The sequence below is a fragment of the Streptomyces sp. AB3(2024) genome, assembly GCF_041862025.1.
In the GTDB taxonomy this organism is placed as follows: Bacteria; Actinomycetota; Actinomycetes; order Streptomycetales; family Streptomycetaceae; genus Streptomyces.
This window is the reverse complement of the sequence record NZ_JBGWAB010000049.1, coordinates 1-23288: the sequence shown is the minus strand read 5'-3', so window position 1 is coordinate 23288 and position 23288 is coordinate 1. Positions and strand designations below refer to the sequence as shown.

Here is a 23288-nt window from a genome sequence, read left to right as displayed (position 1 = left end):
GATGCTCACTGTGACCTCCGTGAATGTGAATGGGATCCGCGCCGCCGCCAAGAAGGGCTTCGTGGAGTGGCTCGCCGGATCCGACGCCGACGTCGTGTGCCTTCAGGAGGTACGCGCCGAGGAGGGGCAGATTCCGGCCGAGGCCAGGGAGCCCGAGGGCTGGCACACGGTGTTCGCGCCGGCCGCCGCCAAGGGGCGGGCCGGGGTCGCGCTGTACACGCGGCGGGCGCCGGAGCGGGTGCGGGTCGGCTTCGGGAGCGACGAGTTCGACGGCAGCGGCCGGTACCTGGAAATCGATCTCCCCGGCGTGACCGTGGCGAGCCTGTACCTGCCCTCCGGGGAGGCCGGGACCGAGAAGCAGGACGAGAAGTACCGGTTCATGGAGGAGTTCCTCCCCTACCTCCGGGGGCTGAGGGAGCGGGCGGCCGCCGACGGGCGGGAGGTCGTGGTCTGCGGTGACTGGAACATCTGCCACCGGGAGGCCGACCTCAAGAACTGGAAGACGAACCGGAAGAACGCGGGCTTCCTGCCCGAGGAGCGGGAGTGGCTCGGGAAGGTGTACGCGGAGGCCGGTTACGTGGACGTGGTGCGCGCGCTGCACCCGGACGCCGAGGGGCCGTACTCCTGGTGGTCCTACCGCGGGCGGGCCTTCGACAACGACGCCGGCTGGCGGATCGACCTGCAGGTCGCGACCCCGGGGCTGGCCGGCAAGGCCGTGAAGGGCTTCGTCGAGCGGGCCGAGACGCACCCCGAGCGCTGGTCCGACCACGCGCCCGTGACCGTGGTCTACGAGCTCGGCGTCTGAGGGGCCGCCGGCCGGGGATCCGGTGTCCGAAGGGCCGGCGGGTGGGAGTGGCGCTGGTGCAGGCGGTCCATCGCCATCGTGAGTTCCGCCTCCACCACGCTCTTCGCCAGCGGGCGCAGGCGCGTGACCGGGTCGGTGGCGGTGGCGGTGTCGGTGTCGGTGGAGTCGGCGCCGTCGCCGTCGCCGAGGTGGGTGGAGATCAGGTCGGTGAACAGGGCCGCCAGGGCGTCCGCGTGCTCGCGCACCCGGCGGCCCGTCTCCAGGACCGCCGCGAGCGGGACGCCCTCGCGGACCAGCGCCGAGGAGACGTCCAGCAGGCGGCGGCTGACGTGCACGATCTCCTCGCCGTCGGCGGCGACGTAGCCGAGGTCCAGGGAGGCGGCGAGGTTCTCCGGGGTGACCTCGCCCTCGAAGTAGTCGGCCAGGGCCTCGGGGGTCAGCCGGACGGGGGTCTCCTCCGACCAGCCGATGCCGAGCAGCTCGCCGAGCTGGCCGACGTCGCGGCCCTGTTCGAAGGCGGCGGTCAGCTCCGCTATGCCGCCGAGGGTGTGGCCGCGCTCCAGCAGGGCGGCGATGGTGCGCAGCCGGGCCAGGTGCTGGTCGTCGTACCAGGCGATCCGGCCCTCGCGGCGCGGGGGCGGGAGCAGTTTGCGCTCGCGGTAGAAGCGCAGGGTGCGGACGGGTATGCCGGCCGCCTCGGCCAGTTCCTCCGTCCGGTATTCGCGCACTGTGCTCCCTGACTCGGCCATAGGGTTCTCCGCCACACGCGCAGCCTAGGGCGTACCCGCAGTAACTTTCCGGGTGCGACCCCTACCCATGGGTACGGGGCTGCTCTACCCTCCCGATTGTGCCAGTGATTGCTGGCAGTGTTGCGGTGTGGTGGCTGGTACTGCGGAAGCGGAAGGCGGCGGGCATGGGCGGCATCGACGGCATGGGCGGACGCGAGCACGTACGGGTGGCGGTGATCGGGTCCGGTTTCGGAGGGCTCGGGGCCGCCGTACGGCTGCGGCGCGAGGGGATCACGGACTTCGTCGTCCTGGAGCGGGCCGACTCCGTCGGCGGCACCTGGCGCGACAACAGCTATCCGGGATGCGCCTGCGACGTCCCGTCCCACCTGTACTCCTTCTCCTTCGCGCCCAATCCCGACTGGCCGCGGACCTTCTCCGGGCAGTCGGCGATCCGGGAGTACCTGGAGCACGTCGCGGACGTCTTCGGGCTGCGCCGGCACATCCGGCTCAACCACGAGGTCCGGATGATGCGCTGGGACGCGGACGAACTGCGCTGGGAGATCGAGACGGCCGGCGGGGACCTGACGGCCGACGTCGTCGTCTCGGCCACCGGGCCGCTGTCCGACCCGAAGATGCCGGAGATACCGGGACTCGCGGAGTTCCCCGGCAAGGTCTTCCACTCGGCCCGCTGGGACCACGACTACGACCTGCGGGGCAAGCGCGTCGCCATGATCGGGACCGGCGCCTCGGCCATCCAGATCGTGCCCGCCATCGCGCCCGAGGTGGAACGGCTCACCCTCTTCCAGCGGACCCCGCCGTGGGTGATGCCGCGCACCGACCGGGCGATCACCGCGGTGGAGCGCTGGCTCCACCGGCAGCTCCCCTTCACCCGGGCGGCGCGGCGGGGGCTGCTGTGGGGGATCCGTGAACTCCAGGTCAGCGCGTTCACCAAGCGGCCCGATCAGCTCGGGCTGATCGAGTCCCTGGCCAAGGCCAACATGGCGCGCTCGATCAAGGACCCGCAGCTGCGGGCCAGGCTGACGCCCTCGTACCGGATCGGCTGCAAGCGGATCCTGCTCTCCAGCGAGTACTATCCGGCGCTCGCCCGGCCGGACGTGGACCTGGTCGCCTCCGGGCTGAAGGAGATCCGGGGCTCGGTGCTCGTCGCCGCCGACGGGACCGAGACCGAGGTCGACGCGATCATCTTCGGCACCGGTTTCCACGTGACGGACATGCCGATCGCCGACCGGGTGGTGGGCGCCGACGGGAAGACGCTGGCCGACGCCTGGAAGGACGGGATGCAGGCGCTGCGCGGGGCGACCGCCGCCGGCTTCCCGAACTGGATGACGATCATCGGACCCAACACCGGCCTCGGGAACAGTTCGATGATCCTGATGATCGAGTCGCAGCTGAACTACATGGCGGACTACATGCGCCAGCTCGGCGTCCTGGGCGGGCGGACCGCGCTCGCGGCCCGGCCGTCCGCCGTCAACCAGTGGAACCGGCGCGTCCAGGCACGGATGGAGCGGACGGTGTGGAACACCGGCGGCTGCACGAGCTGGTACCTGGACGCGCAGGGCCGCAACACCACCGTCTGGCCGGGGACGACGGGCGAGTTCCGCAAGGAGACGCGGAGCGTCGATCTGTCCGAGTACGAGGTCATCCGCGGCCGGGAGAGGGACCGGGAGAGGGACCGGGAGAGGGACGGAGCGAGGGGGCCGGCGGCGGAACGGGCGTCCGCGAAGGCCGGACCCGGGGATGCCGCCGCCGCGAAGACCGCCGCCGCGAAGACCGCCGCCGCGAAGGCCGGCGCCGGGGAGGCGGCGGCATGAGCGGGCCCGCGCACGTCACCGCCGGGCGGTACGCGCCCCCCGCCCCGGCCCGCACCCTGACCGCCGTCTCCGCCGACGGGGCCCGCCTGCACGTCGAGGTGCACGGCGCCGAAGGGGCCCCGGCCGTGGTGCTGTCCCACGGCTGGACCTGCTCCACCGCCTTCTGGGCCGCCCAGATACGCGAACTCGCCCGGGACCACCGGGTCGTCGCCTACGACCAGCGCGGCCACGGCCGCAGCCCGGCCGGCGCGAAGACGTACAGCACCACCGCCCTCGCCGACGACCTCGCCGCCGTGCTGAAGGCCACCCTCGCCCCCGGCGAGCGGGCCGTCGTCGCGGGACACTCCATGGGCGGCATGACCGTGATGGCCTCCGCCGGGCGTCCCGAGTTCGCCGAGCACGCCGCGGCCGCCCTGCTGTGCAGCACCGGGAGCTCCGGGCTGGTCGAGGGGTCCACCGTGCTGCCGCTGCCCCCCGGGCGCCTGCGGACCCGGCTGACCCGCGCGGTGCTGGGCTCACGCGCCCCCCTCGGGCCCGTCACGCCCGCCGCGCGCGCCGTGCTCCGGTACGCGACCATGGGCCCCGGCTCCGCGCCGGACCGGGTCGAGGCCTGTGCCCGTATCGTCCACGGCTGCCCCACGGCCGTGCGCCACGCCTGGTCGGTGGTGTTGGCCGGACTGGACCTGGACGAGGGACTCGCCCGGCTGACCCTGCCCACCGCCGTGCTCGCCGGCCGCGACGACCGGCTCACCCCGGTGGCGCACGCCCGCGGGCTGGCGGCCGCACTGCCGCGGTGCGTCGGCCTCACCGAACTCACCGGCATGGGCCACATGACCCCGGTCGAGGCGCCCGAGGCCGTGACCGGTGCCATCCGCGAACTGACGTCCCGCTACCTCGAAACCGAGAAGGAGAAGACCGCGTGAGCGCTCACAGGAGTCTGGAAGGCCAGGTCGCCGTCGTCACCGGAGCCGCCCGCGGCGTCGGTGAGCTGCTCGCGCACAAGCTGTCCGCGCGCGGGGCGAAGGTGGCGCTGGTCGGGCTGGAGCCGGAGGCGCTCAAGGAGGTCTCCGAGCGGCTGCACACCGACAGCGACCACTGGTACGCCGACGTCACCGACCACGAGGCAATGGCCCGGGTGGCGCGGGAGGTCAAGGAGCGCTTCGGGAAGGTGGACGTCGTCGTCGCCAACGCGGGCGTCGCCGCCGGCGGGCCGTTCGCCGACTCCGACCCCGAGGCCTGGCGCCGGGTGATCGAGGTCAACCTGATCGGCGGGGCCGTCACCGCCCGCGCCTTCCTCCCCGTACTCGTGGAGAGCCGCGGCTACTTCCTCCAGATCGCCTCGCTCGCCGCGATCACCCCCGCGCCGATGATGACGGCGTACTGCGCCTCCAAGTCCGGGGTCGAGGCCTTCGCCCACTGCCTGCGCGCCGAAGTCGGCTACCAGGGCGTCAAGGTGGGTGTCGGCTACCTCTCCTGGACCGACACCGACATGGTCCGCGGCGCCGACCAGAACGAGGTCATGCGGGAACTGCGCCGACGGCTGCCGTGGCCCGCCAACCGCACCTACCCGCTGGGGCCGGCCGTCGACCGGATCGTGGCCGGCATCGAGCGCCGCTCGCCGCACGTGTACGCGCAGGGGTGGCTGCGCGGGATGCAGGGCGTGCGCGGCTACCTGCCCGGGATCATCGCGGCGTCCGGACAGCGCGAGATGAGGCGGTTCGCACCGAGGCTCGCCACGGTCTCCAAGGGGCTCGTGGGTGCGGGCGGGGCCGCCGACGAGCAGGCGCGCACACAGCGTCACTGATCGAAATGCGAGTGATGTCCGCCCGTGAAAGTCTGGTCGAGGCCCACCACCGACACCCCTCATGGAGTGAAGAGCATGGCTATCAAGGACCAGTTCCAGGACAAGGCGGACGAGCTCGATAGCAGGGCGCAGAAGGCCGCCCGGCCGGGTGCGAAGGACCCGTCGCCCGAGCGCGGGCAGCAGCCCGGCGAGAAGAAGCCCGGTGCCAAGCAGAAGGCGCCCAAGGTGCACGACGAGCTCGACGACGACTGGGACATCTGAACCGACGTACGTGACCTGGCGTACGACGTAGGACGCACGAAGGGGCGCGACCCGGCAACGCCGCCGGTCGCGCCCCTCCTTCGTGTGCCGTGTGCCGTGTGCCGTGTGCCGTGCGTCCCGCGGCCTAGCGGGGCGGCAGTTTCGGGCGCCGCAGGTCCGGTACGTCCGCGTACCCGGGCGGTACCGCGGCCGGGTCCTGCTCCAGCAGTTCCAGTGCCAGGTGCACCGCGTCGTCCAGCTGTGCGTACCGCCCCTCCGCCCAGTCGAGCGGGGTGCGCAGGATCGCCAGGTCCGGCTCCACGCCGTGGTTCTCCACCGACCAGCCGTACTCCGGGAACCACGCGGCGTTCATCGGCACGGTGATGACGGTGCCGTCGCCCAGGGTGTGCCGGCCGGTCATCCCGACGACCCCGCCCCAGGTGCGCTGGCCCACCACCGGGCCCAGGCCCAGCAGTTTGAAGGCGGCGGTGATCATGTCCCCGTCGGAGGAGGTCGCCTCGTCGGCGAGGGCGACGATCGGGCCGCGGGGCGCGTTGGAGGCGTAGGAGACGGGCTGGGCGTTGCGGGTCAGGTCCCAGCCGAGGATGGAGCGGGTGAGCTTCTCCACCACCAGTTCGCTGATGTGCCCGCCCGCGTTGCCGCGGACGTCGACGATCAGGGCGGGCCGGGAGACCTCCAGGCGCAGGTCCCGGTTGAACTGGGCCCAGCCGGAGCCGCCCATGTCGGGGATGTGCAGGTAGCCGCAGCGGCCGCCGCTGATCTCGCGGACCACGGCGCGCCGTTTGGAGACCCAGTCCTGGTAGCGCAGCGGCCGTTCGTCGACGAGGGGGACGATCGCGACCCGGCGGGCCCGGCCCTCGCCCCCGTCGGGCTGGAAGGTGAGTTCGACGGTGGTGCCCCCGGCCGCCGCGAGCAGCGGGTAGGGGCCGGCCACGGGGTCCACGGGCCGGCCGTCGATGTGGGTGAGGACGGCGCCCTCGCGGATGCCCGTTCCGGCGAGCGGGGAGCGGGCCTTGGAGTCGGAGGACTCGCCCGGCAGGATCCGGGAGACGGCCCAGGTCCCGTCCCGGCAGACCAGGTTGGCGCCGAGGAGTCCGATGGGCCGCTGGTAGTGGGGCGGGCCCTCGTTGCGGCGGGCGGGGGAGACGTAGGCGTGGGAGGTGCCGAGTTCGCCGAGGACCTCGCGCATCAGGTCGGCGAACTCGTCGGGGGAGGCGACCCGTTCGACCAGGGGACGGTACTGGCGCAGTACGCCGTCCCAGTCGATGCCGCACATGTCCGGTTCCCAGAAGTAGGCGCGGATGAGCCGGCCGGCCTCCTCGAAGGCCTGGCGCCACTCGGCGGCCGGGTCCACCTCGTGCAGGATGCGCCGCAGGTCGAGGTAGACGGTGGAGTCGCTGTCCCCGGACTCGGTGGCGGGGACCGCGCGCAGGTCGCCGTCGTCGTTGACGACGAGGCGGGTGCCGTCGCCGCTGGCCGCGAACCAGTCCAGTCCGGAGGCCAGTTCGCTCTTGCGCGCCTTGGTGATGTCGAAGTGCTCCAGGGTCGGCTTGCCGCTGGTGTCGGCCGGGTTGGCGAAGGTCTCGCCGAGCGCGCCCGAGATGGGCCAGCGCAGCCAGACCAGTCCGCCGCCGTGCACCGGGTGGAGGGCCGAGTACTTCGACGCGCTCACGGGGAAGGGGGTGACCCGGCTCTCCAGGCCCTCGACCTCCACGGTCACCGAGCCGTCGCCCTCGCCGCTCTCCCCCTCGACGGGGTCGAGCCCGCCCGCGGCGGGGCGGCCGTCGGCGGAGAGGGCGAAGGGGGAGGGGGTGGCCGAGGAGAGCGGCACCAGGTAGGGGCGGCAGCCCAGGGGGAAGGACAGGTCGCCGGTGTGGACGTCGTAGACGGGGTCGAACCCGCGCCAGGACAGGAAGGCGAGGTAGCGGCCGTCGCGGGTGAAGACCGGGTTCTCGTCCTCGAAGCGGCCGTTGGTGACGTCGACGATCGCGCGCGGGCCGGGTCCGGCGATCTTGGCCATCTTGATCTGCCGCAGGGAGCGGCCGATGCCCGGGTGCGACCAGGTCAGCCAGCAGCCGTCGGGGGAGAAGGCGAGGTCGGTGACGGGTCCGTTGATGGACCGGATGAGTTCGGTGACCTCCCCGTTGGACTCCTCCGTCGCGTCGAGGAGCAGCAGCCGTCCGTCGTTCGAGGCGATGGCGAGGCGCTCGCCGTCCGGGTCGGACAGCAGTTCCAGTACGCGGCCCAGCTCGCCGGAGGCCAGCCGGCGGGGTTCGCGTTCCCCGGAGGCGCGGGGGAGGTAGGCGATCTCGATCGCGTCCTCGCCCTCGGCGTCGGTGACGTAGGCGACCTGTCCGCCGCTGCCGAGCATCTCGGGCAGCCGGACCCGTACGCCCGGGGTGTCGGCGATGGTGCGGGCCGGGCCGTCGCGGTGGGTGAGCCAGTACAGGCTGCCGCGCACGACGACGGCGCTGGCCCGGCCGGTGGCGTCGACGGAGAGGGAGTCGACGTTGCTGGCGGCCGGCACCTGGTAGACGCGCCGGCCGGCGCGCGGGCCGCCGAGGCGGACGTCCAGCCGGCGGGGCGCGCTGCCGGCGTCGAGGGAGTCGACGAGCCAGAGGTCGCCCGCGCACTGGTAGACGACGCGGGTGCCGTCGCTGGAGGCGTGCCGGGCGTAGAACGCGTCGTGGTCGGTGTGGCGGCGCAGGCCGGTGCCGTCGGGGAGGCAGGAGTAGAGGTTGCCGATGCCCTCGTGGTCGGAGAGGAAGGCGATGCGGCCGTTGACGAACATGGGTGAGTCGAGGTGGCCCTCGATCTCCTCCAGCAGCCGTTGTCCGTGCAGCCACAGGCGGCCGGTGGCGCCGCCGCGGTAGCGCTTCCAGGCGGCGGGCTCGTGCGGGGGCTTCCCGGTGAGGAGCAGGCTGCGGCGTTCGCCGCCGGGGCCGTCGGGGGCGTGGACGGCGATGTCCGAGACGGGGCCCCAGGGGAGGCGGCCGCCGGGGCTGCCGTCGGTGGGCAGGCTGTAGGCCCAGGCGAAGTAGGAGAAGGGCTGGCCGTGGGAGGACACGGCGAGGATGTCGCTGCGGCCCTCCTCGTCGGGCGGCGTCCAGCCGCAGACGCGGGTGTCGGTGGCACCCCAGTGGGTGAGGCGCCGGGCGGGTCCGCCGCCGACGGGGGCGAGGTGGATCTCGGGGTCGAGGCTGCGCCAGGTCGTGAAGGCGATGTGCCGTCCGTCCGGGGAGAAGCGGGGATGGCCGACCCTGGTCCGGTCGACGGTGATCCGCCAGGCGCGGCCGGGGCTCTGGCCGTCGGGGACCAGGGGGGCGACCCAGAGGTCGTCCTCGGTGGCGAAACACAGCAGGTCGTCGTGCAGGTGCGGGAAGCGGAGGTACGCGACGTCGTGACTCACCCCCCAATGCTTTCCGCGGCAGGGGGGTGCGGCAACTCGTACAGGTGATCCACCTCACTCCCCGATCGAAACGGAACGGTTTCGTTTCGTTAGGGAGGGGGGTACTCTTCGTGGAGTACGAAACGGTTTCGTTCGGATGGGTGGTCGTGATGAAGGGAAGCTGCCGGGTGGCCGACGCCATGTCGGTTCGGCGCAGCCGGATCACCCCCGAACGCGAGGCCGAACTCCACGGGGCGGTCCTCGACCTCCTGCGCGAGGTCGGCTACGAGGCGCTGACCATGGACGCGGTCGCAGCCCGTACGAAGTCCAGCAAGGCCACCCTCTACCGCCAGTGGGGGAGCAAGCCGGAGCTGGTCGCCCAGGCACTGCGGTGCACCCAGCCGGTCTCCCTGCGGGAGATCGACACGGGCACCCTGCGCGGCGACTTCGCGCTCATGGTCGAGCGCTCGGACGACGCGCAGATGGCCAAGGACACCGCGCTCATGCGGGGTCTGGCCCATGCCGTGCACGAGAGCCCGGAGCTCCACAGGGCGCTGCGCGACCTGCTGGTGGACCCGGAGATCAACGGTCTCCAGGAGATGCTCCGGCGCGCGGTGGCGCGGGGCGAGATCCGGCCGGACTGTCCGGCGCTGGATTTCGTACCGCACATGCTCATCGGGGCGTTCATCGCCCTCCCGCTGATCGAGGACCGGTCCGTCGACCGGGCCTTCCTCGGCGAGTTCGTCGACGCCGTGGTCTTCCCCGCCCTCGGCGTCTGAGTCCCCGCTCCGCGCGCCCACCCGTTCCGCCCGTTCCGCCCTTCCCCGTACACGCACTTACCGCTGCTCCTGACACGCCGCTCTCGTCGTCGGGCCGGCTTTCGACGCCCTGATCCGTCCCGGATCCATCCCACGACCTGAAACGGGAGAACCACGACGTGGCCACCTTCCTCTACCGGCTCGGCCGAGGTGCCTTCAGGCGCCGCGGCCTCGTCGCCCTCGTCTGGGTGGCGCTGCTGTTCGCGGCCGTCTTCGGCGCCGCGACCGCTTCGGCGCCCACCTCCGGCTCCTTCTCGATACCCGGGACGGAGGCCCAGAAGGCCTTCGACCTGCTGGACAAGAAGTTCCCGGGCATGTCCGCCGACGGCGCGACCGCCCGCATCGTCGTCAAGGCCCCGGCCGGCGCCAAGGTCACCGACCCGGCACCCAAGGCCGAGGTCGAGAAGCTCATCTCGGGCCTGAAGGGCGGCGCCGGCGCCGCCCAGATCGCCAGTGTCGAGGACCCGTACCAGACGAAGGCGGTGAGCCAGGACGGCTCCACCACCTACGTCAGCGTGAAGTACAAGGTCAGCGGGATGGAGCTGAAGGACGACACCCGCGACGCCCTCAAGGACTCCGGCCACGCCGCGCAGAAGGCCGGACTCCAGGTCGAGATCGGCGGCGACGCGCTGATGGAGGCCCCCGAGACGGGCTCCGGCGAGGTCATCGGCATCCTGATCGCCGCGGTCGTCCTCGTCATCACCTTCGGTTCGCTGATCGCGGCCGGGCTGCCGCTGCTGACCGCGCTGATCGGCGTGGGCATCGGCGTCTCCTCCATCACCGCGCTCGCCAACGTGCTGGACCTGGGCAACACCACCTCCACCCTCGCGATGATGATCGGCCTCGCGGTCGGCATCGACTACGCCCTCTTCATCGTCTCCCGCTACCGCGCGGAGCTCGCCGAGGGCCGTGAGCGCGACGAGGCCGCCGGCCGGGCCACCGGAACTGCCGGTTCCGCCGTGGTGTTCGCCGGTCTGACCGTGGTCATCGCCCTGGTGGGCCTGGCCGTCGTCAACATCCCGATGCTGACGAAGATGGGTGTCGCGGCCGCCGGAACGGTGGTCATCGCGGTGCTCGTCGCCCTGACGCTGGTCCCCGCCATCCTGGGCTTCGCGGGCAGGAAGGTGCTGCCCGCCGGGACGAAGAGCAAGCTCTTCGGCAAGGGCAAGCCGGCCGGCACCGAGCCCAAGGCCAACGGCGGCACCCGCTGGGCCCGCTTCGTGCTGCGCCGCCCGATCATGGTCCTGCTGGTCGGTGTGATCGGCCTCGGCGCGGTCGCGATCCCGGCGAGCAAGCTGGAGATGGGCCTGCCGGACGACGGTTCCAAGCCGGTCTCCACCAGCCAGCGCAAGGCGTACGACCTGCTCTCCGAGGGCTTCGGCCCCGGCTTCAACGGTCCGCTGATGGTGGTCGTCGACGGCGACAAGGCGCTCGCCGACAAGACCGCCGACCGGATCAAGGGCCTGGACGGGGTGGCGGTCGTGATGCCGCCGGTCCAGAACGAGGCCAAGGACGCGGCGATCGTCAGCGTCATCCCGAAGGACCGGCCGTCCTCCGTCGAGACCGAGGACCTGGTCCACTCGATCCGCGAGGGCGCCCCCGAGGGCGTGTACGTCAGCGGCCAGACCGCGATGAACATCGACTTCTCGCAGAAGATGAACGACGCGCTGCTGCCCTACCTGGCGCTCGTGGTCGGCCTGGCCTTCCTGCTGCTGATGCTGGTCTTCCGCTCGATCCTGGTCCCGCTCAAGGCGGCCCTCGGCTTCCTGCTGTCGGTCGTCGCGGCCCTCGGCGCGGTCGTCGCGGTCTTCCAGTGGGGCTGGCTCGGCTCGCTGTTCGGGGTGGAGCAGACCGGCCCGATCATGTCGATGATGCCGATCTTCATGGTGGGCGTGGTCTTCGGCCTGGCCATGGACTACGAGGTCTTCCTGGTCACCCGCATGCGTGAGGCGTACGTCCACGGCGAGCGTCCCGGCCAGGCCGTGGTGACCGGCTTCCAGTACAGCGCCCGCGTGGTCGTGGCCGCCGCCGTGATCATGATCGCCGTCTTCTCCGGCTTCCTGGGGGCCAGCGACGCGATGGTCAAGATGATCGGCTTCGGCCTGGCCGTCGCCGTCCTCTTCGACGCCTTCGTGGTCCGGATGGCCATCGTCCCGGCGGTGCTGGCGCTGCTCGGCCACAAGGCCTGGTGGCTGCCGAAGTGGCTCGACCGGATCCTGCCGAACGTGGACGTGGAGGGCGAGAGCCTGCGCAAGCACCTCGGTGACGCCGGCTCCGCGGAGGGTCCGGACAAGGACCGCGAGCTGGTCAACGCCTGACCTGCCGGCGCCGTCGAACCCGACGCCGCCGAACCCGGCCCCGTACCTGGACTCCAGGTGCGGGGCCGGTCGCGTTCGTGTCGCGCCGTCTGAACCGTCTGAACCGCCTGAACCGTCCGGCCGTCCGGTCGCGCGCCGTCGTCGCGGCCGTCGTCGCGGCCGTCGTCGCGGCCGTCGTCGCGGCGGGCGGCGCCGGGCGGCGTTGGGCCTACCGGGTGGCGGTGGCGGCGTACGTGCGGCGCAGGAAGCGGCGCAGTGCCGCGATGTCGAACTGGATGACGGCCACTCCCTCGGGGGAGTGAAACTCGACCACGGCCTGCACCCGGCCGCAGGGCCACACGCGGACGTCCCCGGTCCCGGTCGGGGCCAGCAGGCCCGCCTCCAGGAGGGCTCGGGGGAAGACCCACTCGTTGTCGGTGTCCTCCGGGGACAGCTCGGCGGGGAAGACGACGCGGACGGCGAGCGGCTCGGCTGAGGTGAAGCGCAGGGCCACGGGGATGGCGCGGTAGAGGGGGTCGTCGCTGATGACGCGGGCGCGCACGCGCATCTCGACGGTCTGCGCGGAAGCGGGCGGGGCCGGGGGTGCGGTCGCCGTCGCGGTGGCGGCCCCGGCGGCCCCGGCGGTGCGGCCCGGTGGATTCTCGGCGGTGGCTGACATCGACAAGACTCCTCAAAATCGGAGCAAATGAGTCCGTTTGTCCGTCCAGCGTCGCACATTCCCACGAAAGCGCGCGGGTCCATTTGTGACGGAGCCGCTCTTGCCAATGCTTTGCAACTGGGCACTATTCTTGAACGGTTAAAGACTTAGTGAGGAAGAGGAAGCGGAGCCGCTCCATGCATGTGCCCGACGGATTCATCAACGCACCCGTCTCGGTGGCCGCCGGAGCAGTGGCGGCCACCGCCGTCGCCGTCAGCCTGCGCGGCGCCCGCCGCGAGCTCGACGAACGCACCGCCCCGCTCGCCGGCCTCGTCGCCGCCTTCATCTTCGCCGTGCAGATGCTGAACTTCCCCGTCGCCGCCGGCACCAGCGGCCACCTGCTGGGAGGGGCGCTTGCCGCCATACTCGTCGGCCCCTACACGGGCGTGCTGTGCGTCTCCGTCGTCCTGCTCATGCAGGGCATCCTCTTCGCCGACGGCGGCCTGACCGCCCTCGGCGTCAACATCTCCACCATGGCCGTCGTCACCGTGGTCGTCGCCTACGCCGTCTTCCGCGGGCTGCTCAAGGTGCTGCCGGCCGGCCGCCGCTCGGTCACCGCCGCCGCCTTCGCCGGAGCCCTGCTCTCGGTGCCCGGCGCGGCCGTCATGTTCACCCTCTTCTACGCCCTCGGCGGCACCACCGACGTCCCGATCGGCAAGGTGTTCACCGCGATGGTGGGCGTGCACGTCCTCATCGGCATCGGCGAGGCCGTCATCACCGCCGCGACAGTGGGCGCCGTCATCGCCGTACGGCCCGACCTGGTGCACGGGGCGCGCGGACTGGCCGCCCCGCTGAAGCTGCGCGTCGACGGTCGACTTGTCGACGCGCCCGCGGCGGCCGCCGCACCCGTGCCCGCCGCCGCCCGTTCCACCCGCCCGCTGTGGATCAGCGGCCTGGTCACCGCCCTCGTCCTCGCCGGGTTCGTCTCCTACTACGCCTCCTCCAGCCCCGACGGCCTGGAGAAGGTGGCCGCCGACCAGGGCATCGACGCCAAGGCCCGCGAACACGCCACCGCCGACTCTCCGCTCGCCGACTACAGCGTCAAGGACGTCTCCGACGCCCGCCTCTCCGGCGGCCTCGCCGGGATCATCGGCGTCGGCGTGACCGTCGTCGTCGGCACCGGCATCTTCTGGTCCGTGCGCCGGCGCCGCGCGGAAGACCTCACCGCCACCGCCACGGCCGCCCCCTCGGCCCACTGAGATGGGGGCCGGCCACGCGCACAGGCTGTACCGGCACGGGCACTCGCCCGTCCACGGGCTGCCGCCGCACTGCAAGATCGCCGCGACCTTCGCGTTCGTGGTCGTCGTCGTCTCCACCCCGCGCGAGGCGATGTGGGCCTTCGGCCTCTACGCCGTCCTGCTCGCGGTCGTCGCGGCGGCGGCCCGGGTCCCCGCCGGCTTCCTGCTGCGACGACTGCTGATCGAGGTCCCCTTCGTGGCCTTCGCCGTCCTCATGCCCTTCGTCGCCGAGGGAGAGCAGGTCCACGTCCTCGGCCTCTCGCTGAGCGTCTCCGGCCTGTGGGGCGCCTGGAACGTCCTGGCCAAGGGCACCCTCGGCGTGGCCGCCTCCGTCCTGCTCGCCTCGACGACCGAACTGCGCGCCCTGCTGCTGGGCCTCCAGCGCCTGAAGCTCCCGCCGCTGCTGGTCCAGATCGCCTCCTTCATGATCCGGTACGGCGACGTGATCACCGGAGAACTGCGCCGGATGTCCATCGCCCGCCGCTCGCGCGGCTTCGAGGCCCGGGGCGTGCGCCACTGGGGCGTCCTCGCCAAAACGGCGGGCGCCCTCTTCATCCGCTCCTACGAGCGCGGCGAGCGGGTCTACCTCGCGATGGTCAGTCGCGGCTACACCGGCTCGATGCCGGTGATCGACGACGTCACGGCCAGCCGCGCCCAGTGGGCGTACGCGGCCGTGCTCCCGGTGACGGCCCTCGCCGTCTGTCTGATGGGATGGACGCTGTGACCGCTCCCTCCGCTCCCTCCGCTTCCTCCGCCGCCCCCGCGTCGCCCGCGCCCTCCCTGGAGGTGGCCGGCGTCGCCTACGCCTACCCCGACGGGCACCAGGCCCTCTTCGGGGTCGACCTCACCGTCGCCGCCGGGGAGCGGGTCGCCCTGCTCGGCCCCAACGGCGCCGGCAAGACCACCCTCGTGCTCCACCTCAACGGCATCCTCGGGGGCGGGGTCGGCACCGTGACGGTCGCCGGGCTGCCCGTGGAAAAGCGCAACCTCGCCGAGATCCGCCGCCGGGTCGGCATCGTCTTCCAGGACCCCGACGACCAGCTCTTCATGCCGACCGTCCGCGAGGACGTGGCCTTCGGCCCGGCGGCGGCCGGCCTGCGCGGCGCCGAGCTGGAGGAGCGGGTCCGCGAGGCCCTCGAACTGGTCGGCATGGCCGACTTCGCCGACCGCCCGCCGCACCACCTCTCCTTCGGGCAGCGCCGCCGGGTGGCGGTGGCGACCGTACTGGCGATGCGCCCCGAGATCCTCGTCCTGGACGAGCCCTCCTCCAACCTCGACCCCGCCTCGCGCCGCGAGCTCGCCGACATCCTGCGCTCGCTGGACGTGACCGTGCTGATGGTCACGCACGACCTGCCGTACGCGCTGGAACTCTGCCCGCGCTCGGTGATCCTCAGTGAGGGCGTCATCGCCGCCGACGGCCGCACCCGCGACCTGCTGTGCGACGAGGCCCTGATGGGCGCCCACCGGCTGGAGCTGCCCTTCGGCTTCGACCCGCGCTCGGTGACCGTGGCATAAGCGCCGGCCTGCGGTTGTTGCCCCGGACGTGAACATCCAGGGTGTGGTGACCGAGGGCTTCGAGCCCGTCAGAGACGCCTTCGCGCGCAATTTCGAGGTGCTGGGGGACCGGGGCGCGGCCGTCGCCGTCTACCGCGACGGCCACAAGGTCGTCGACCTGTGGGGCGGCACCAAGGACGCCGACGGCACCGAGCCCTGGACCGAGGACACCGCGCAGATCGTGCGCTCCGCCACCAAGGGCGTGGCCGCCGCCGTGCCACTGCTCCTGCACCAGCGCGGACTGCTGGACCTGGACGCGCCCGTGGGCTCGTACTGGCCGGAGTTCAAGGCGGGCGGCAAGGAGCGGACCCTGGTCCGCCACCTGCTCGCCCACCAGGCCGGGGTGCCCGCGCTGGACCGCGGACTCACCGTCGCGCAGGCGGTGGACGGGGTCACCGGGGCGCGCGCCGTCGCCGCGCAGCGGGCCCACTGGGAACCCGGCACCGCGCACGGCTACCACGCCCAGACCTTCAGCTGGCTGGTGTCCGAGCTGGTGCTGCGGGCGACCGGCCGCACGGTGGGCGGGATCCTCGCCGAGGAGATCGCCGAGCCGCTGGGACTGGACTTCTGGATCGGCCTGCCGGAGGACCAGGAGCACCGGGTGGGCCGGGTGGCCCCGGTCGAGCCCCCGGCGAGTGCGGGCCTGCTGAAGACCCGGCCGAGGAGAAACGTTTCGGAGGCCTACGCGGACCCGGAGTCCCTCACCCGCCGCGCCTTCGCCGCCATCGACCCCCAGCCCGACGAGAACGACCCCGTGTACCGGGCCGCCGAACTGCCCGGTTCCGCGGGCATCGGCACGGCCCGTGCACTGGCCCGCTTCTACGGGGCCACCATCGGGGTGGTCGAGGACGGCGCCAGGGTCTTCACCCCGGCGACGACCGCGCTCGCCGGTACGGAGTTCGCGTCCGGCGCCGACCGGGTGCTGGTCGTGGGCACCCGCTTCGGCCCGGGGTACATGCTGCACGGCCCGGCCTCGCCGCTGCTGTCCCCGGCCTCCTTCGGACACCCGGGACGGGGCGGCTCACTGGCGTTCGCGGACCCGGAGGCGGGCATCGGCTTCGGCTACGTGACGAACTCCCACGCCAAGTCGGTCACCGCCGACCCCCGCGCCCAGTCCCTGGTCCGCGCGCTGCGCACCTGCCTCTGACCTCCGCGGACGCCCGCGCTTGTCCTTCGCGGGCGCCCGCGTCTGCCCCGGGCGGGGTCGCGCGTCAGGAGTTGAGCACCTGGGCGACGATCGGGCCCGCCGCGTCGGCGCCGTGGCCGCCGCCCTCGACCATCGCCGCGGCTGCCACGTCGCCGCTGAAGCCGGTGAACCAGCTGTCGGGTGCGGCCGCGCCGTCGACCTCCGCCGAGCCGGTCTTCGCGCCCTTGTCGGAGCCGTGGACCGAGGACATCGCCCCGGCGGCGGTGCCGCCGGTGGCGGTCTGCCGCATCATCTGGACCAGCTGCGCCGAGACCCCGGGCGCCAGCCGGCGGGAGGCCGTGGCCAGGGTGCGTCCGTCCAGGGAGGCCTTGACGAGCACCGGCTGGCGGAACACGCCGGTGCGGGCGGTGGCCGTGATGGAGGCGATGTTCAGCGGGTTCATCTGGACCGCGCCCTGGCCGATGTACTCGGCCGCCGCCGCGGGACCGGAGGTCACCGGCACCGTGCCGTCCTGCGAGGGGACGCCCGTCTTCCAGTCCAGCCCGATGCCGAAGGCCTCCCGGGCCACGCCCGGCAGGGCGCCGTTGTCCTTCACGTCGTCGATCAGGCTGATGAAGGCGGTGTTGCAGGATCGGGCGAAGCTGTTCGAGAAGGTCTGCCCCTGCGAGGAGAAGCCGCCCTGGTTGCGGAAGACCTTGCCGTCCCAGGAGGCCGTGGCCGGGCAGGCCGCGGGCCTGTCCGCGGCCACCAGGCCCTTCTCCAGCAGCATTGCCGCCGTCACGATCTTCATGGTGGAGCCGGGCGCCCGCTTGCCCAGCATCGCCGCGTTGAAGCCGTCCCGGCGGTGGTTGGCCACCGCCAGGATGTCGCCGGTGCTCGGCTGGACCGCGACGACCGAGGCCTCGGCGTGGGCGGCGACCGCCTTCTCGGCCGCCGCCTGCACGTCGGCGTCCAGGGCGGTCTCGATCTGTCCGGGCTTCCCCTCGACCAGCGTCACGAGGGTCCGCTTGGGGGCGTCGGGGGTGGCGGGTTCGATCCACAGCTCGACGCCGGGGGTGCCGCCGGTCTTCTCCCCGTACGTCTTGCGCAGCGCGTCCAGGACCGGGCCCAGCGACGGGTAGCGCTCCGCCGTGAGTTCCTTGCCGTGCCGGTCAACGGCCTTCACCGGCGGGCTCGCCGGGGTGCCCGCGCGCAGCCGCTCGTCGCGCTGGAGCTGCGGGTGGATCACCGAGGGCTGCCAGTCGACGAGCGGCTTGCCGGTGGTCGCGCCGCGTACGACGGTCAGCCGGGAGTCGTAGACGAGGGGCTTGGCCGCGCCCTGGTAGGAGACCTCGGCCTCGACCTTGAACGGCACGGTGGCGCCGTCGGCGGTGCCGGGGGTGATGACGGCCTTGGAGACGTACGCCGCTGTCTTGTAGCCGGCCACCGCCGACTGCGCGGCCTGCGTGTTGTTCGTGAGGGCGGCCGCCGCCTGGTCGTCGCCGGCCGCCCACGCGGCCAGGAAGGCCCGCGCGGTCTCCGCGGTCTCCTTCTCGGTGACGGGCCCGCTCGCCTTCTCCCCGGCGGAGGCGCTGCCGCTCATCGACCCCTTGGCGTCGCCGCCCCCGGCCCCTTCGTCTCCGACCAGGCTGTAGACCCCGTACGCGGTGCCGCCGACCATGGCGAGAAACACCCCGCCGACGATGGCACCCTTCGCTGCCCCGTTCATACGTCCCCTCCCCAGGAACCCCCGTTCTCTGAACATGTTCAAAGAACTCCTGGTGTGGACCTTACGCTGTGCGAGCGTGTCGCCACGCTGTTGTTTACCGGAACGGAATGTCGCACGCGTCACACGGCGAACACGGCGAACACGGCGAACGCGCTAGATCCAGGTGTCCAGCCACATGCGGCCGCGCCAGGAGTCCATCGGGAGGGTCTGGCCGGTGTAGATGGGCCAGAAGTAAATGAAGTTCCAGACGATCAGCAGGACCAGGACGCCCGCTCCGATCGCGCCCAGGGCGCGGCGGCGTTCGGTGGAGCCCGCCGGGCCCAGCAGGGCGCCGATCATCATCGCCACCGCCAGGCACAGGTACGGGACGAAGACCACCGCGTAGAAGTAGAAGATGGTCCGCTCCTGGTAGTTGAACCAGGGCAGCAGGCCGGCGCCCAGCGCGCACGCGATGGCGCCCGCCCGCCAGTCGCGGCGGAAGAACCACCGCCACAGCACGTACAGCAGCGCGAAGCAGCCCGCCCACCACAGCAGCGGGGTGCCCAGGGCCAGGACCTCGCGGGCGCACTTGCCCGCCTCGGTCGCCGGGCAGCCGTCGGTGCCGGGGGAGGGGGACTCGTAGAAGTAGGAGACGGGCCGGCCCAGGATCAGCCAGCTCCACGGGTTCGACTCGTAGGTGTGGCCCGAGGTCAGGCCCACGTGGAACTTGTAGACCTCGGTCTCGTAGTGCCACAGGCTGCGCAGCCACTCCGGGAGGAAGGACAGCGGGCTGTTCTGGTCGTACTTGGCGGCCCAGTCGCGGAAGTAGCCGCCCTTGCCGTTGTCCGGGCTCAGGATCCAGCCCGCCCAGGAGGCCAGGTACACGCCGATCGCCACCGGCACCGTCGACAGGAAGGCCGGCAGCGCGTCCCGGCGCAGCATCGCCGCGTACGGGGTGCCCGCGCCGGCGGTGCGGCGGGCGGCCGCGTCCCACAGCACGGTCAGCACGCCGAAGAAGGCCAGCACCACCAGGCCGTTCCACTTGGTGCCGAAGGCCAGTCCCAGGCAGACGCCGGCCAGCAGCCGGTACGGGCGCAGGCCCAGCCGCAGGTTCTGCGCGATGTCCCGGTCGGGGCGGGCCCGGCCCTCCTCGTCGAGCGGGAGCGCCGCCGCGAGCCGGGCGCGGGCCTTGTCGCGGTCGATGACCAGCGCCCCGAAGGCCGCCAGTACGAAGAACATGAGGACCAGGTCGAGGAGGGCCGTGCGGCTCATCACCAGGTGCAGGCCGTCCACCGCGAGCAGCGCGCCGGCCAGGCAGCCGAGGAACGTGGAGCGGAACAGCCGGCGGCCGATCCGGCACAGCATCAGCACCGACAGGGTGCCGAGCAGGGCCGTCATGAACCGCCAGCCGAAGGGATCGAAGCCGAACATCCACTCGCCGAGCCCGATCACCCATTTGCCGACCGGCGGGTGCACGACGTAGCCGGGGTCCAGAGGAAGCGGCACGGCGTCGGGATTCGCAAGAATCGACTTGTCGACATCCTTGGGCCAACTGGCTTCGTAGCCCTGGCGGATCGTCGCCCAGGCGTCCTTGGCGTAGTACGTCTCGTCGAATATCACCGCCTTCGGGCTGCCCAGGTGGACGAACCGCAGCACCCCGGCCACCAGCGTCACCAGCAGCGGCCCGGCCCACGCCATGAACCGCTGCCAGCTGTGCCGGCTCGCCTCCGGGACCCCGAGCGCCGTCCAGAGCTGCCCGGACGGGCGGGCGTACGGGGGCACCAGGCGGGTGCGGACATCGGCGGGCGGCGCGGTCGGCGCGTAGCCGAAGCCCCGCAGGCGGCGCAGCCAGGGGGACGGCTCGGGCGCGGAGTCGCCCGCGCCCGGCGGGACGGGCGGGGCCCCCGCGGGGCTGGGCGGCGGCGTCGCGGTACTGGTCACCGGGTCATCGTAGGGAACGCCCCTGTGGAGCCCCAGCCCCCACGTGGGTCGGGACGTGCGAAGTCGGTCCGGAGCGGGTGCGTCGCGCGGGACGGACGGGAGGGCCCGGAGCCGCGCCGGGACCGATGAGAAGATGGCGGGGTGACAGCTGAACAGGCCCGCGGTACCGAAGCCACCTCCCCGACCGACGGCGTGCTCGTCCTCGCCGGGACTCCCATCGGGGACCTCGCCGACGCCCCGCCCCGGCTCGGCGCCGAGCTGGAGCGGGCCGATGTGATCGCCGCGGAGGACACCCGGCGGCTGCGCCGGCTGACGCAGGGGCTCGGCGTGCACACCACCGGGCGGGTGCTGTCGTACTTCGAGGGCAACGAGTCCGCCCGGACCCCGGAGCTCGTCGAGGCCCTGGAGGCCGGCAAGCGGGTGCTGCTGGTGACGGACGCCGGGATGCCCTCGGTCTCCGACCCCGGCTACCGGCTGGTGGCCGCCGCCGTGGAGAAGGACCTCAAGGTCACGGCCGTGCCCGGGCCGTCGGCGGTGCTCACCGCGCTCGCGCTGTCCGGGCTGCCGGTGGACCGCTTCTGCTTCGAGGGGTTCCTGCCGCGCAAGGCGGGCGAACGCCTGGGCCGGCTGCGCGAGGTCGAGGGCGAGCGGCGCACGCTCGTCTACTTCGAGGCCCCGCACCGGCTCGACGACACCCTGGCGGCGATGGCCGAGGTGTTCGGGGCGGACCGGCGGGCCGCCGTCTGCCGCGAGCTGACCAAGACCTACGAGGAGGTCAAGCGCGGCGGGCTCGGCGCCCTCGCGCTGTGGGCGGCCGACGGGGTCCGCGGGGAGATCACCATCGTGGTCGAGGGCGCCCCGGCGGCCGTGCCGGGCGACGTGGACGCCGAGGAGCTGGTGCGGCGGGTGCGGGTGCGCGAGGAGGCGGGGGAGCGCCGCAAGGAGGCCATCGCCGCCGTCGCGGCGGAGGCAGGGCTACCCAAGCGCGAGGTCTTCGACGCGGTCGTCGCGGCAAAGAATGCGACTCGAAAGATGCCGTAGGTCGGTAAAGAGCCGGCCTGAAAAGCAAAGCTCAGACCGTGCACCGGCGTCTTTTGGCATGACTGGCCCAAAGACGGTCCAACACTGGACAGGGCCTGATGCGCTCCCGCCCGAAGAGGCGTCCACTGGCAATGGCACCAGTGGAACAAGAGGAGCTGGCATGAGTGAGATCGCAGACACCCCGGTACCCGCACCCCTGGCCGTATCGGACGCCGTATCCACACCTGCCGTACAGACCGTGCACGAGGCGTACTCCTTCGCGTGCATGAAGTGCGGGTACGGGTGGGAGCAGGCCTACGCGATAGAACACCACGTCGACGGCACGGGTCAGCCGTTCATCATGTACACGGTCAACGGCGAGCGGGTGCCCTCCCCGCTGTCCAATCCCACCTGCCTGAACTGCGGCGGGCACGTCGTACGGATCATGCGGGCGGGGCAGGTCTCCTCGGTGCTCGGCATGCTCGACCAGCTCTACCACCACCGCGTCGCACCCGGGATCGCCGGGCCGGTGCCGGCCGGCGCAGACGTCCCGCGGACCCCGAAGCCGCGCAGGACCGCACGGCTGCACGACGCCCCCGGGCCGGTCGCGGCCGACGCGCCGGAGCGGCGCCGGAGCTGGTTCTCCCGTCTGCTGGGGCGCCTGCGCCGGTCATAAGATCGGCCGTATGACACGCGATGACAAGACGGGGGCGAAGGACACGCCGCCACCGCTGCCCGAACCCCTCCGGGTGGCGGTGGCGGATTCGCACACCCACCTCGACATGCAGGCCGGCACGGTCGAGGAGGGCCTGGCCAAGGCGGCTTCGGTGGGGGTGACCACGGTCATCCAGGTGGGCTGCGACGTGAAGGGCTCGCGGTGGGCCGCCGAGACCGCCGCCGTCCACCCGAACGTCCACGCGGCGGTGGCCCTGCACCCGAACGAGGCCCCCCGGATCGTCCACGGCGATCCGGACGGCTGGTCCCGCCAGGGCGCGCGGTCCGGCGGCGGCGAGGCGGCCCTCGAAGCGGCCCTGGCCGAGATCGAGGCGCTGGCCGCGCTGGACCACGTCAAGGCGGTCGGCGAGACCGGACTGGACCACTTCCGCACCGGGCCGGAGGGGATGGCCGCGCAGGAGCGTTCCTTCCGGGCCCACATCGAGATCGCCAAGCGGCAGGGCAAGGCGCTGGTCATCCACGACCGCGACGCCCACGCGGACGTGCTGCGCGTGCTGCGGGAGGAGGGCGCGCCCGAGCGGACCGTCTTCCACTGCTACTCGGGCGACGCCGAGATGGCCCGCGAGTGCGCGGCCGCCGGGTACTACATGTCCTTCGCCGGAACCGTCACCTTCAAGAACGCCGCGCCGCTGCGCGAGGCCCTCGCGGTGGCCCCGCTGGAGCTGGTGCTGGTGGAGACCGACGCCCCGTACCTCACTCCGGCGCCCTACCGCGGACGGCCCAACGCGCCGTACCTCATTCCGCTGACGGTACGGGCGATGGCGGCGGTCCGCGGCATCGACGAGGACGCGATGGCCACCGCGCTGGCCGCCAACACGGCGCGCGCCTTCGACTACTGACACGACTGACACGCCTGTTCGTTCGACACGCTGCGTGGTCGAACGGCTTTGGTGCGTGACGGCCGCTCCCGCTAGGGTGCCGTGCCCGAACCAGCCGGGGCCGGACCAGTGGAGCGAGCGACGTGAGCGATACGCAGGGCAGTCACCGCCGTACCCCCTGGCCGGACCCCGCCCCGGCCGGCGCGCCCGGGGGGTCCACGGGGGCGGGGCCGGGGGCCGGAGCGGGGCCCGGCCGGGCCTTCGACGCCGGCTCCGGCCCGGGCTCAGGCTCCGGCTCCGGGGCCGATTCCGGATACAACTCAGGCCACGGCCACGGCCGCAGCCCTGGCCCCGGTCCCGGCCTCCGTCCCGGCTCCGGTCCCGCTCCCGCCCCCGGGTCCGAGGCCGGGGTGCCCGCTCCACGGGGTGGGGGTGAGGGGCGGCGGGCCGGGCGCCGGCGCAAGGGGGCCGACCGGGAACCCGCCGCGGTCCCCGCC

19 protein-coding genes are annotated in these 23288 nt (G+C 72.9%); 14 read left to right on the top strand and 5 right to left on the bottom strand.

The annotated features are described in order from the left end of the window. Position 1 precedes the first annotated feature (1 nt). The gene (locus ACEPPI_RS20260; RefSeq protein ID WP_373916643.1) at positions 2-805 is read left to right on the top strand and encodes an exodeoxyribonuclease III; all 804 of its coding nucleotides are present in this window, start codon (positions 2-4) and stop codon (positions 803-805) included. Here ACEPPI_RS20260 and ACEPPI_RS20255 read toward each other — a convergent pair. Continuing rightward, positions 787-1554, bottom strand: coding sequence for a MerR family transcriptional regulator (locus ACEPPI_RS20255; protein ID WP_373916642.1), 768 nt, complete (start codon positions 1552-1554; stop codon positions 787-789). The two genes, ACEPPI_RS20260 and ACEPPI_RS20255, sit on opposite strands and share 19 nt — an antisense overlap. A 182-nt stretch (positions 1555-1736) precedes the next feature. Between ACEPPI_RS20255 and ACEPPI_RS20250 the strand changes: the two genes are divergently transcribed. The 4 genes from ACEPPI_RS20250 to ACEPPI_RS20235 all read left to right on the top strand — a co-directional run bounded on the left by ACEPPI_RS20250 (position 1737) and on the right by ACEPPI_RS20235 (position 5430). Further along, a complete protein-coding gene (locus ACEPPI_RS20250) occupies positions 1737-3365 on the top strand; it encodes a flavin-containing monooxygenase (RefSeq protein ID WP_373916671.1) in 1629 nt (542 codons plus the stop codon). Continuing rightward, on the top strand, positions 3362-4288 hold the full coding sequence (locus tag ACEPPI_RS20245) for an alpha/beta fold hydrolase (protein WP_373916641.1): 927 nt from the start codon (positions 3362-3364) through the stop codon (positions 4286-4288). Before ACEPPI_RS20250 ends, ACEPPI_RS20245 begins: the two co-directional genes overlap by 4 nt. Next, entirely contained in the window at positions 4285-5169 is an 885-nt protein-coding gene (locus tag ACEPPI_RS20240) for an SDR family oxidoreductase (RefSeq protein WP_373916640.1), read from the top strand. Before ACEPPI_RS20245 ends, ACEPPI_RS20240 begins: the two co-directional genes overlap by 4 nt. Positions 5170-5244: 75 nt before the next feature. Continuing rightward, positions 5245-5430 (top strand): hypothetical protein, encoded by a 186-nt coding sequence (locus tag ACEPPI_RS20235; RefSeq protein WP_373916639.1) that lies wholly within the window; start codon positions 5245-5247, stop codon positions 5428-5430. Positions 5431-5554: 124 nt separating this feature from the next. Here ACEPPI_RS20235 and ACEPPI_RS20230 read toward each other — a convergent pair whose 3' ends face one another. After that, entirely contained in the window at positions 5555-8839 is a 3285-nt protein-coding gene (locus ACEPPI_RS20230; protein ID WP_373916638.1) for a S41 family peptidase, read from the bottom strand. A 149-nt stretch (positions 8840-8988) separates the two neighbouring features. On the opposite strand from ACEPPI_RS20230, the gene ACEPPI_RS20225 reads away from it, so the two are divergent. Then, entirely contained in the window at positions 8989-9597 is a 609-nt protein-coding gene (locus ACEPPI_RS20225) for a TetR/AcrR family transcriptional regulator (RefSeq protein WP_373916637.1), read from the top strand. Positions 9598-9755: 158 nt separating this feature from the next. Next, positions 9756-11954 (top strand): MMPL family transporter, encoded by a 2199-nt coding sequence (locus ACEPPI_RS20220; RefSeq protein ID WP_373916636.1) that lies wholly within the window; start codon positions 9756-9758, stop codon positions 11952-11954. Between the two features lie 208 nt (positions 11955-12162). Here the strand turns inward: ACEPPI_RS20220 and ACEPPI_RS20215 are convergent, their stop codons facing one another. Then, a complete protein-coding gene (locus ACEPPI_RS20215) occupies positions 12163-12612 on the bottom strand; it encodes an SsgA family sporulation/cell division regulator (protein ID WP_373916635.1) in 450 nt (149 codons plus the stop codon). Between the two features lie 176 nt (positions 12613-12788). Here ACEPPI_RS20215 and ACEPPI_RS20210 point away from each other — a divergent pair, with 176 nt between their 5' ends. Genes ACEPPI_RS20210 through ACEPPI_RS20195 form a run of 4 tightly spaced genes read left to right on the top strand, consistent with a single transcriptional unit; the run spans position 12789 to position 16590 of the window. Next, a complete protein-coding gene (locus tag ACEPPI_RS20210; RefSeq protein ID WP_373916634.1) occupies positions 12789-13850 on the top strand; it encodes an energy-coupling factor ABC transporter permease in 1062 nt (353 codons plus the stop codon). A 1-nt stretch (position 13851) separates the two neighbouring features. Beyond that, a complete protein-coding gene (cbiQ, locus tag ACEPPI_RS20205) occupies positions 13852-14613 on the top strand; it encodes a cobalt ECF transporter T component CbiQ (protein ID WP_373916633.1) in 762 nt (253 codons plus the stop codon). Continuing rightward, positions 14601-15404, top strand: coding sequence for an energy-coupling factor ABC transporter ATP-binding protein (locus tag ACEPPI_RS20200; protein ID WP_373916632.1), 804 nt, complete (start codon positions 14601-14603; stop codon positions 15402-15404). The genes cbiQ and ACEPPI_RS20200 overlap by 13 nt, the downstream gene beginning before the upstream one ends. 28 nt (positions 15405-15432) lie before the next feature. Further along, positions 15433-16590, top strand: a complete 1158-nt coding sequence (locus tag ACEPPI_RS20195) for a serine hydrolase domain-containing protein (protein WP_373916631.1) — start codon at positions 15433-15435, stop codon at positions 16588-16590. A 64-nt stretch (positions 16591-16654) separates the two neighbouring features. On the opposite strand, the gene ACEPPI_RS20190 is transcribed toward ACEPPI_RS20195, so the two are convergent. Continuing rightward, a complete protein-coding gene (locus tag ACEPPI_RS20190) occupies positions 16655-18298 on the bottom strand; it encodes a penicillin-binding transpeptidase domain-containing protein (protein ID WP_373916630.1) in 1644 nt (547 codons plus the stop codon). Positions 18299-18451: 153 nt separating this feature from the next. Then, positions 18452-20218 (bottom strand): dolichyl-phosphate-mannose--protein mannosyltransferase, encoded by a 1767-nt coding sequence (locus tag ACEPPI_RS20185; protein WP_373916629.1) that lies wholly within the window; start codon positions 20216-20218, stop codon positions 18452-18454. 141 nt (positions 20219-20359) lie between these two features. Here ACEPPI_RS20185 and rsmI point away from each other — a divergent pair, with 141 nt between their 5' ends. The 3 genes from rsmI to ACEPPI_RS20170 all read left to right on the top strand — a co-directional run bounded on the left by rsmI (position 20360) and on the right by ACEPPI_RS20170 (position 22812). Next, the gene (gene rsmI / locus ACEPPI_RS20180) at positions 20360-21259 is read left to right on the top strand and encodes a 16S rRNA (cytidine(1402)-2'-O)-methyltransferase (RefSeq protein ID WP_373916628.1); all 900 of its coding nucleotides are present in this window, start codon (positions 20360-20362) and stop codon (positions 21257-21259) included. Positions 21260-21524: 265 nt separating this feature from the next. After that, positions 21525-21914 carry a hypothetical protein gene (locus ACEPPI_RS20175; protein WP_373916670.1) on the top strand — a complete coding sequence of 130 codons (390 nt, stop codon included), beginning with the start codon at positions 21525-21527 and terminating at the stop codon, positions 21912-21914. Between the two features lie 10 nt (positions 21915-21924). Beyond that, positions 21925-22812 carry a TatD family hydrolase gene (locus ACEPPI_RS20170; RefSeq protein WP_373916627.1) on the top strand — a complete coding sequence of 296 codons (888 nt, stop codon included), beginning with the start codon at positions 21925-21927 and terminating at the stop codon, positions 22810-22812. Positions 22813-23288: the final 476 nt, after the last annotated feature.

Bases quoted from the DNA above. Each gene is read 5' to 3' on its own strand.
- ACEPPI_RS20260 (WP_373916643.1), top strand. From the start codon at position 2: ATGCTCACTGTGACCTCCGTGAATGTGAATGGGATCCGCGCCGCCGCC.
- ACEPPI_RS20255 (WP_373916642.1), bottom strand. From the start codon at position 1,554: ATGGCCGAGTCAGGGAGCACAGTGCGCGAATACCGGACGGAGGAACTG.
- ACEPPI_RS20250 (WP_373916671.1), top strand. From the start codon at position 1,737: ATGGGCGGACGCGAGCACGTACGGGTGGCGGTGATCGGGTCCGGTTTC.
- ACEPPI_RS20245 (WP_373916641.1), top strand. From the start codon at position 3,362: ATGAGCGGGCCCGCGCACGTCACCGCCGGGCGGTACGCGCCCCCCGCC.
- ACEPPI_RS20235 (WP_373916639.1), top strand. From the start codon at position 5,245: ATGGCTATCAAGGACCAGTTCCAGGACAAGGCGGACGAGCTCGATAGC.
- ACEPPI_RS20225 (WP_373916637.1), top strand. From the start codon at position 8,989: ATGAAGGGAAGCTGCCGGGTGGCCGACGCCATGTCGGTTCGGCGCAGC.
- ACEPPI_RS20215 (WP_373916635.1), bottom strand. From the start codon at position 12,612: ATGTCAGCCACCGCCGAGAATCCACCGGGCCGCACCGCCGGGGCCGCC.
- ACEPPI_RS20210 (WP_373916634.1), top strand. From the start codon at position 12,789: ATGCATGTGCCCGACGGATTCATCAACGCACCCGTCTCGGTGGCCGCC.
- cbiQ (WP_373916633.1), top strand. From the start codon at position 13,852: ATGGGGGCCGGCCACGCGCACAGGCTGTACCGGCACGGGCACTCGCCC.
- ACEPPI_RS20200 (WP_373916632.1), top strand. From the start codon at position 14,601: ATGGACGCTGTGACCGCTCCCTCCGCTCCCTCCGCTTCCTCCGCCGCC.
- ACEPPI_RS20190 (WP_373916630.1), bottom strand. From the start codon at position 18,298: ATGAACGGGGCAGCGAAGGGTGCCATCGTCGGCGGGGTGTTTCTCGCC.
- ACEPPI_RS20175 (WP_373916670.1), top strand. From the start codon at position 21,525: ATGAAGTGCGGGTACGGGTGGGAGCAGGCCTACGCGATAGAACACCAC.
- ACEPPI_RS20170 (WP_373916627.1), top strand. From the start codon at position 21,925: ATGACACGCGATGACAAGACGGGGGCGAAGGACACGCCGCCACCGCTG.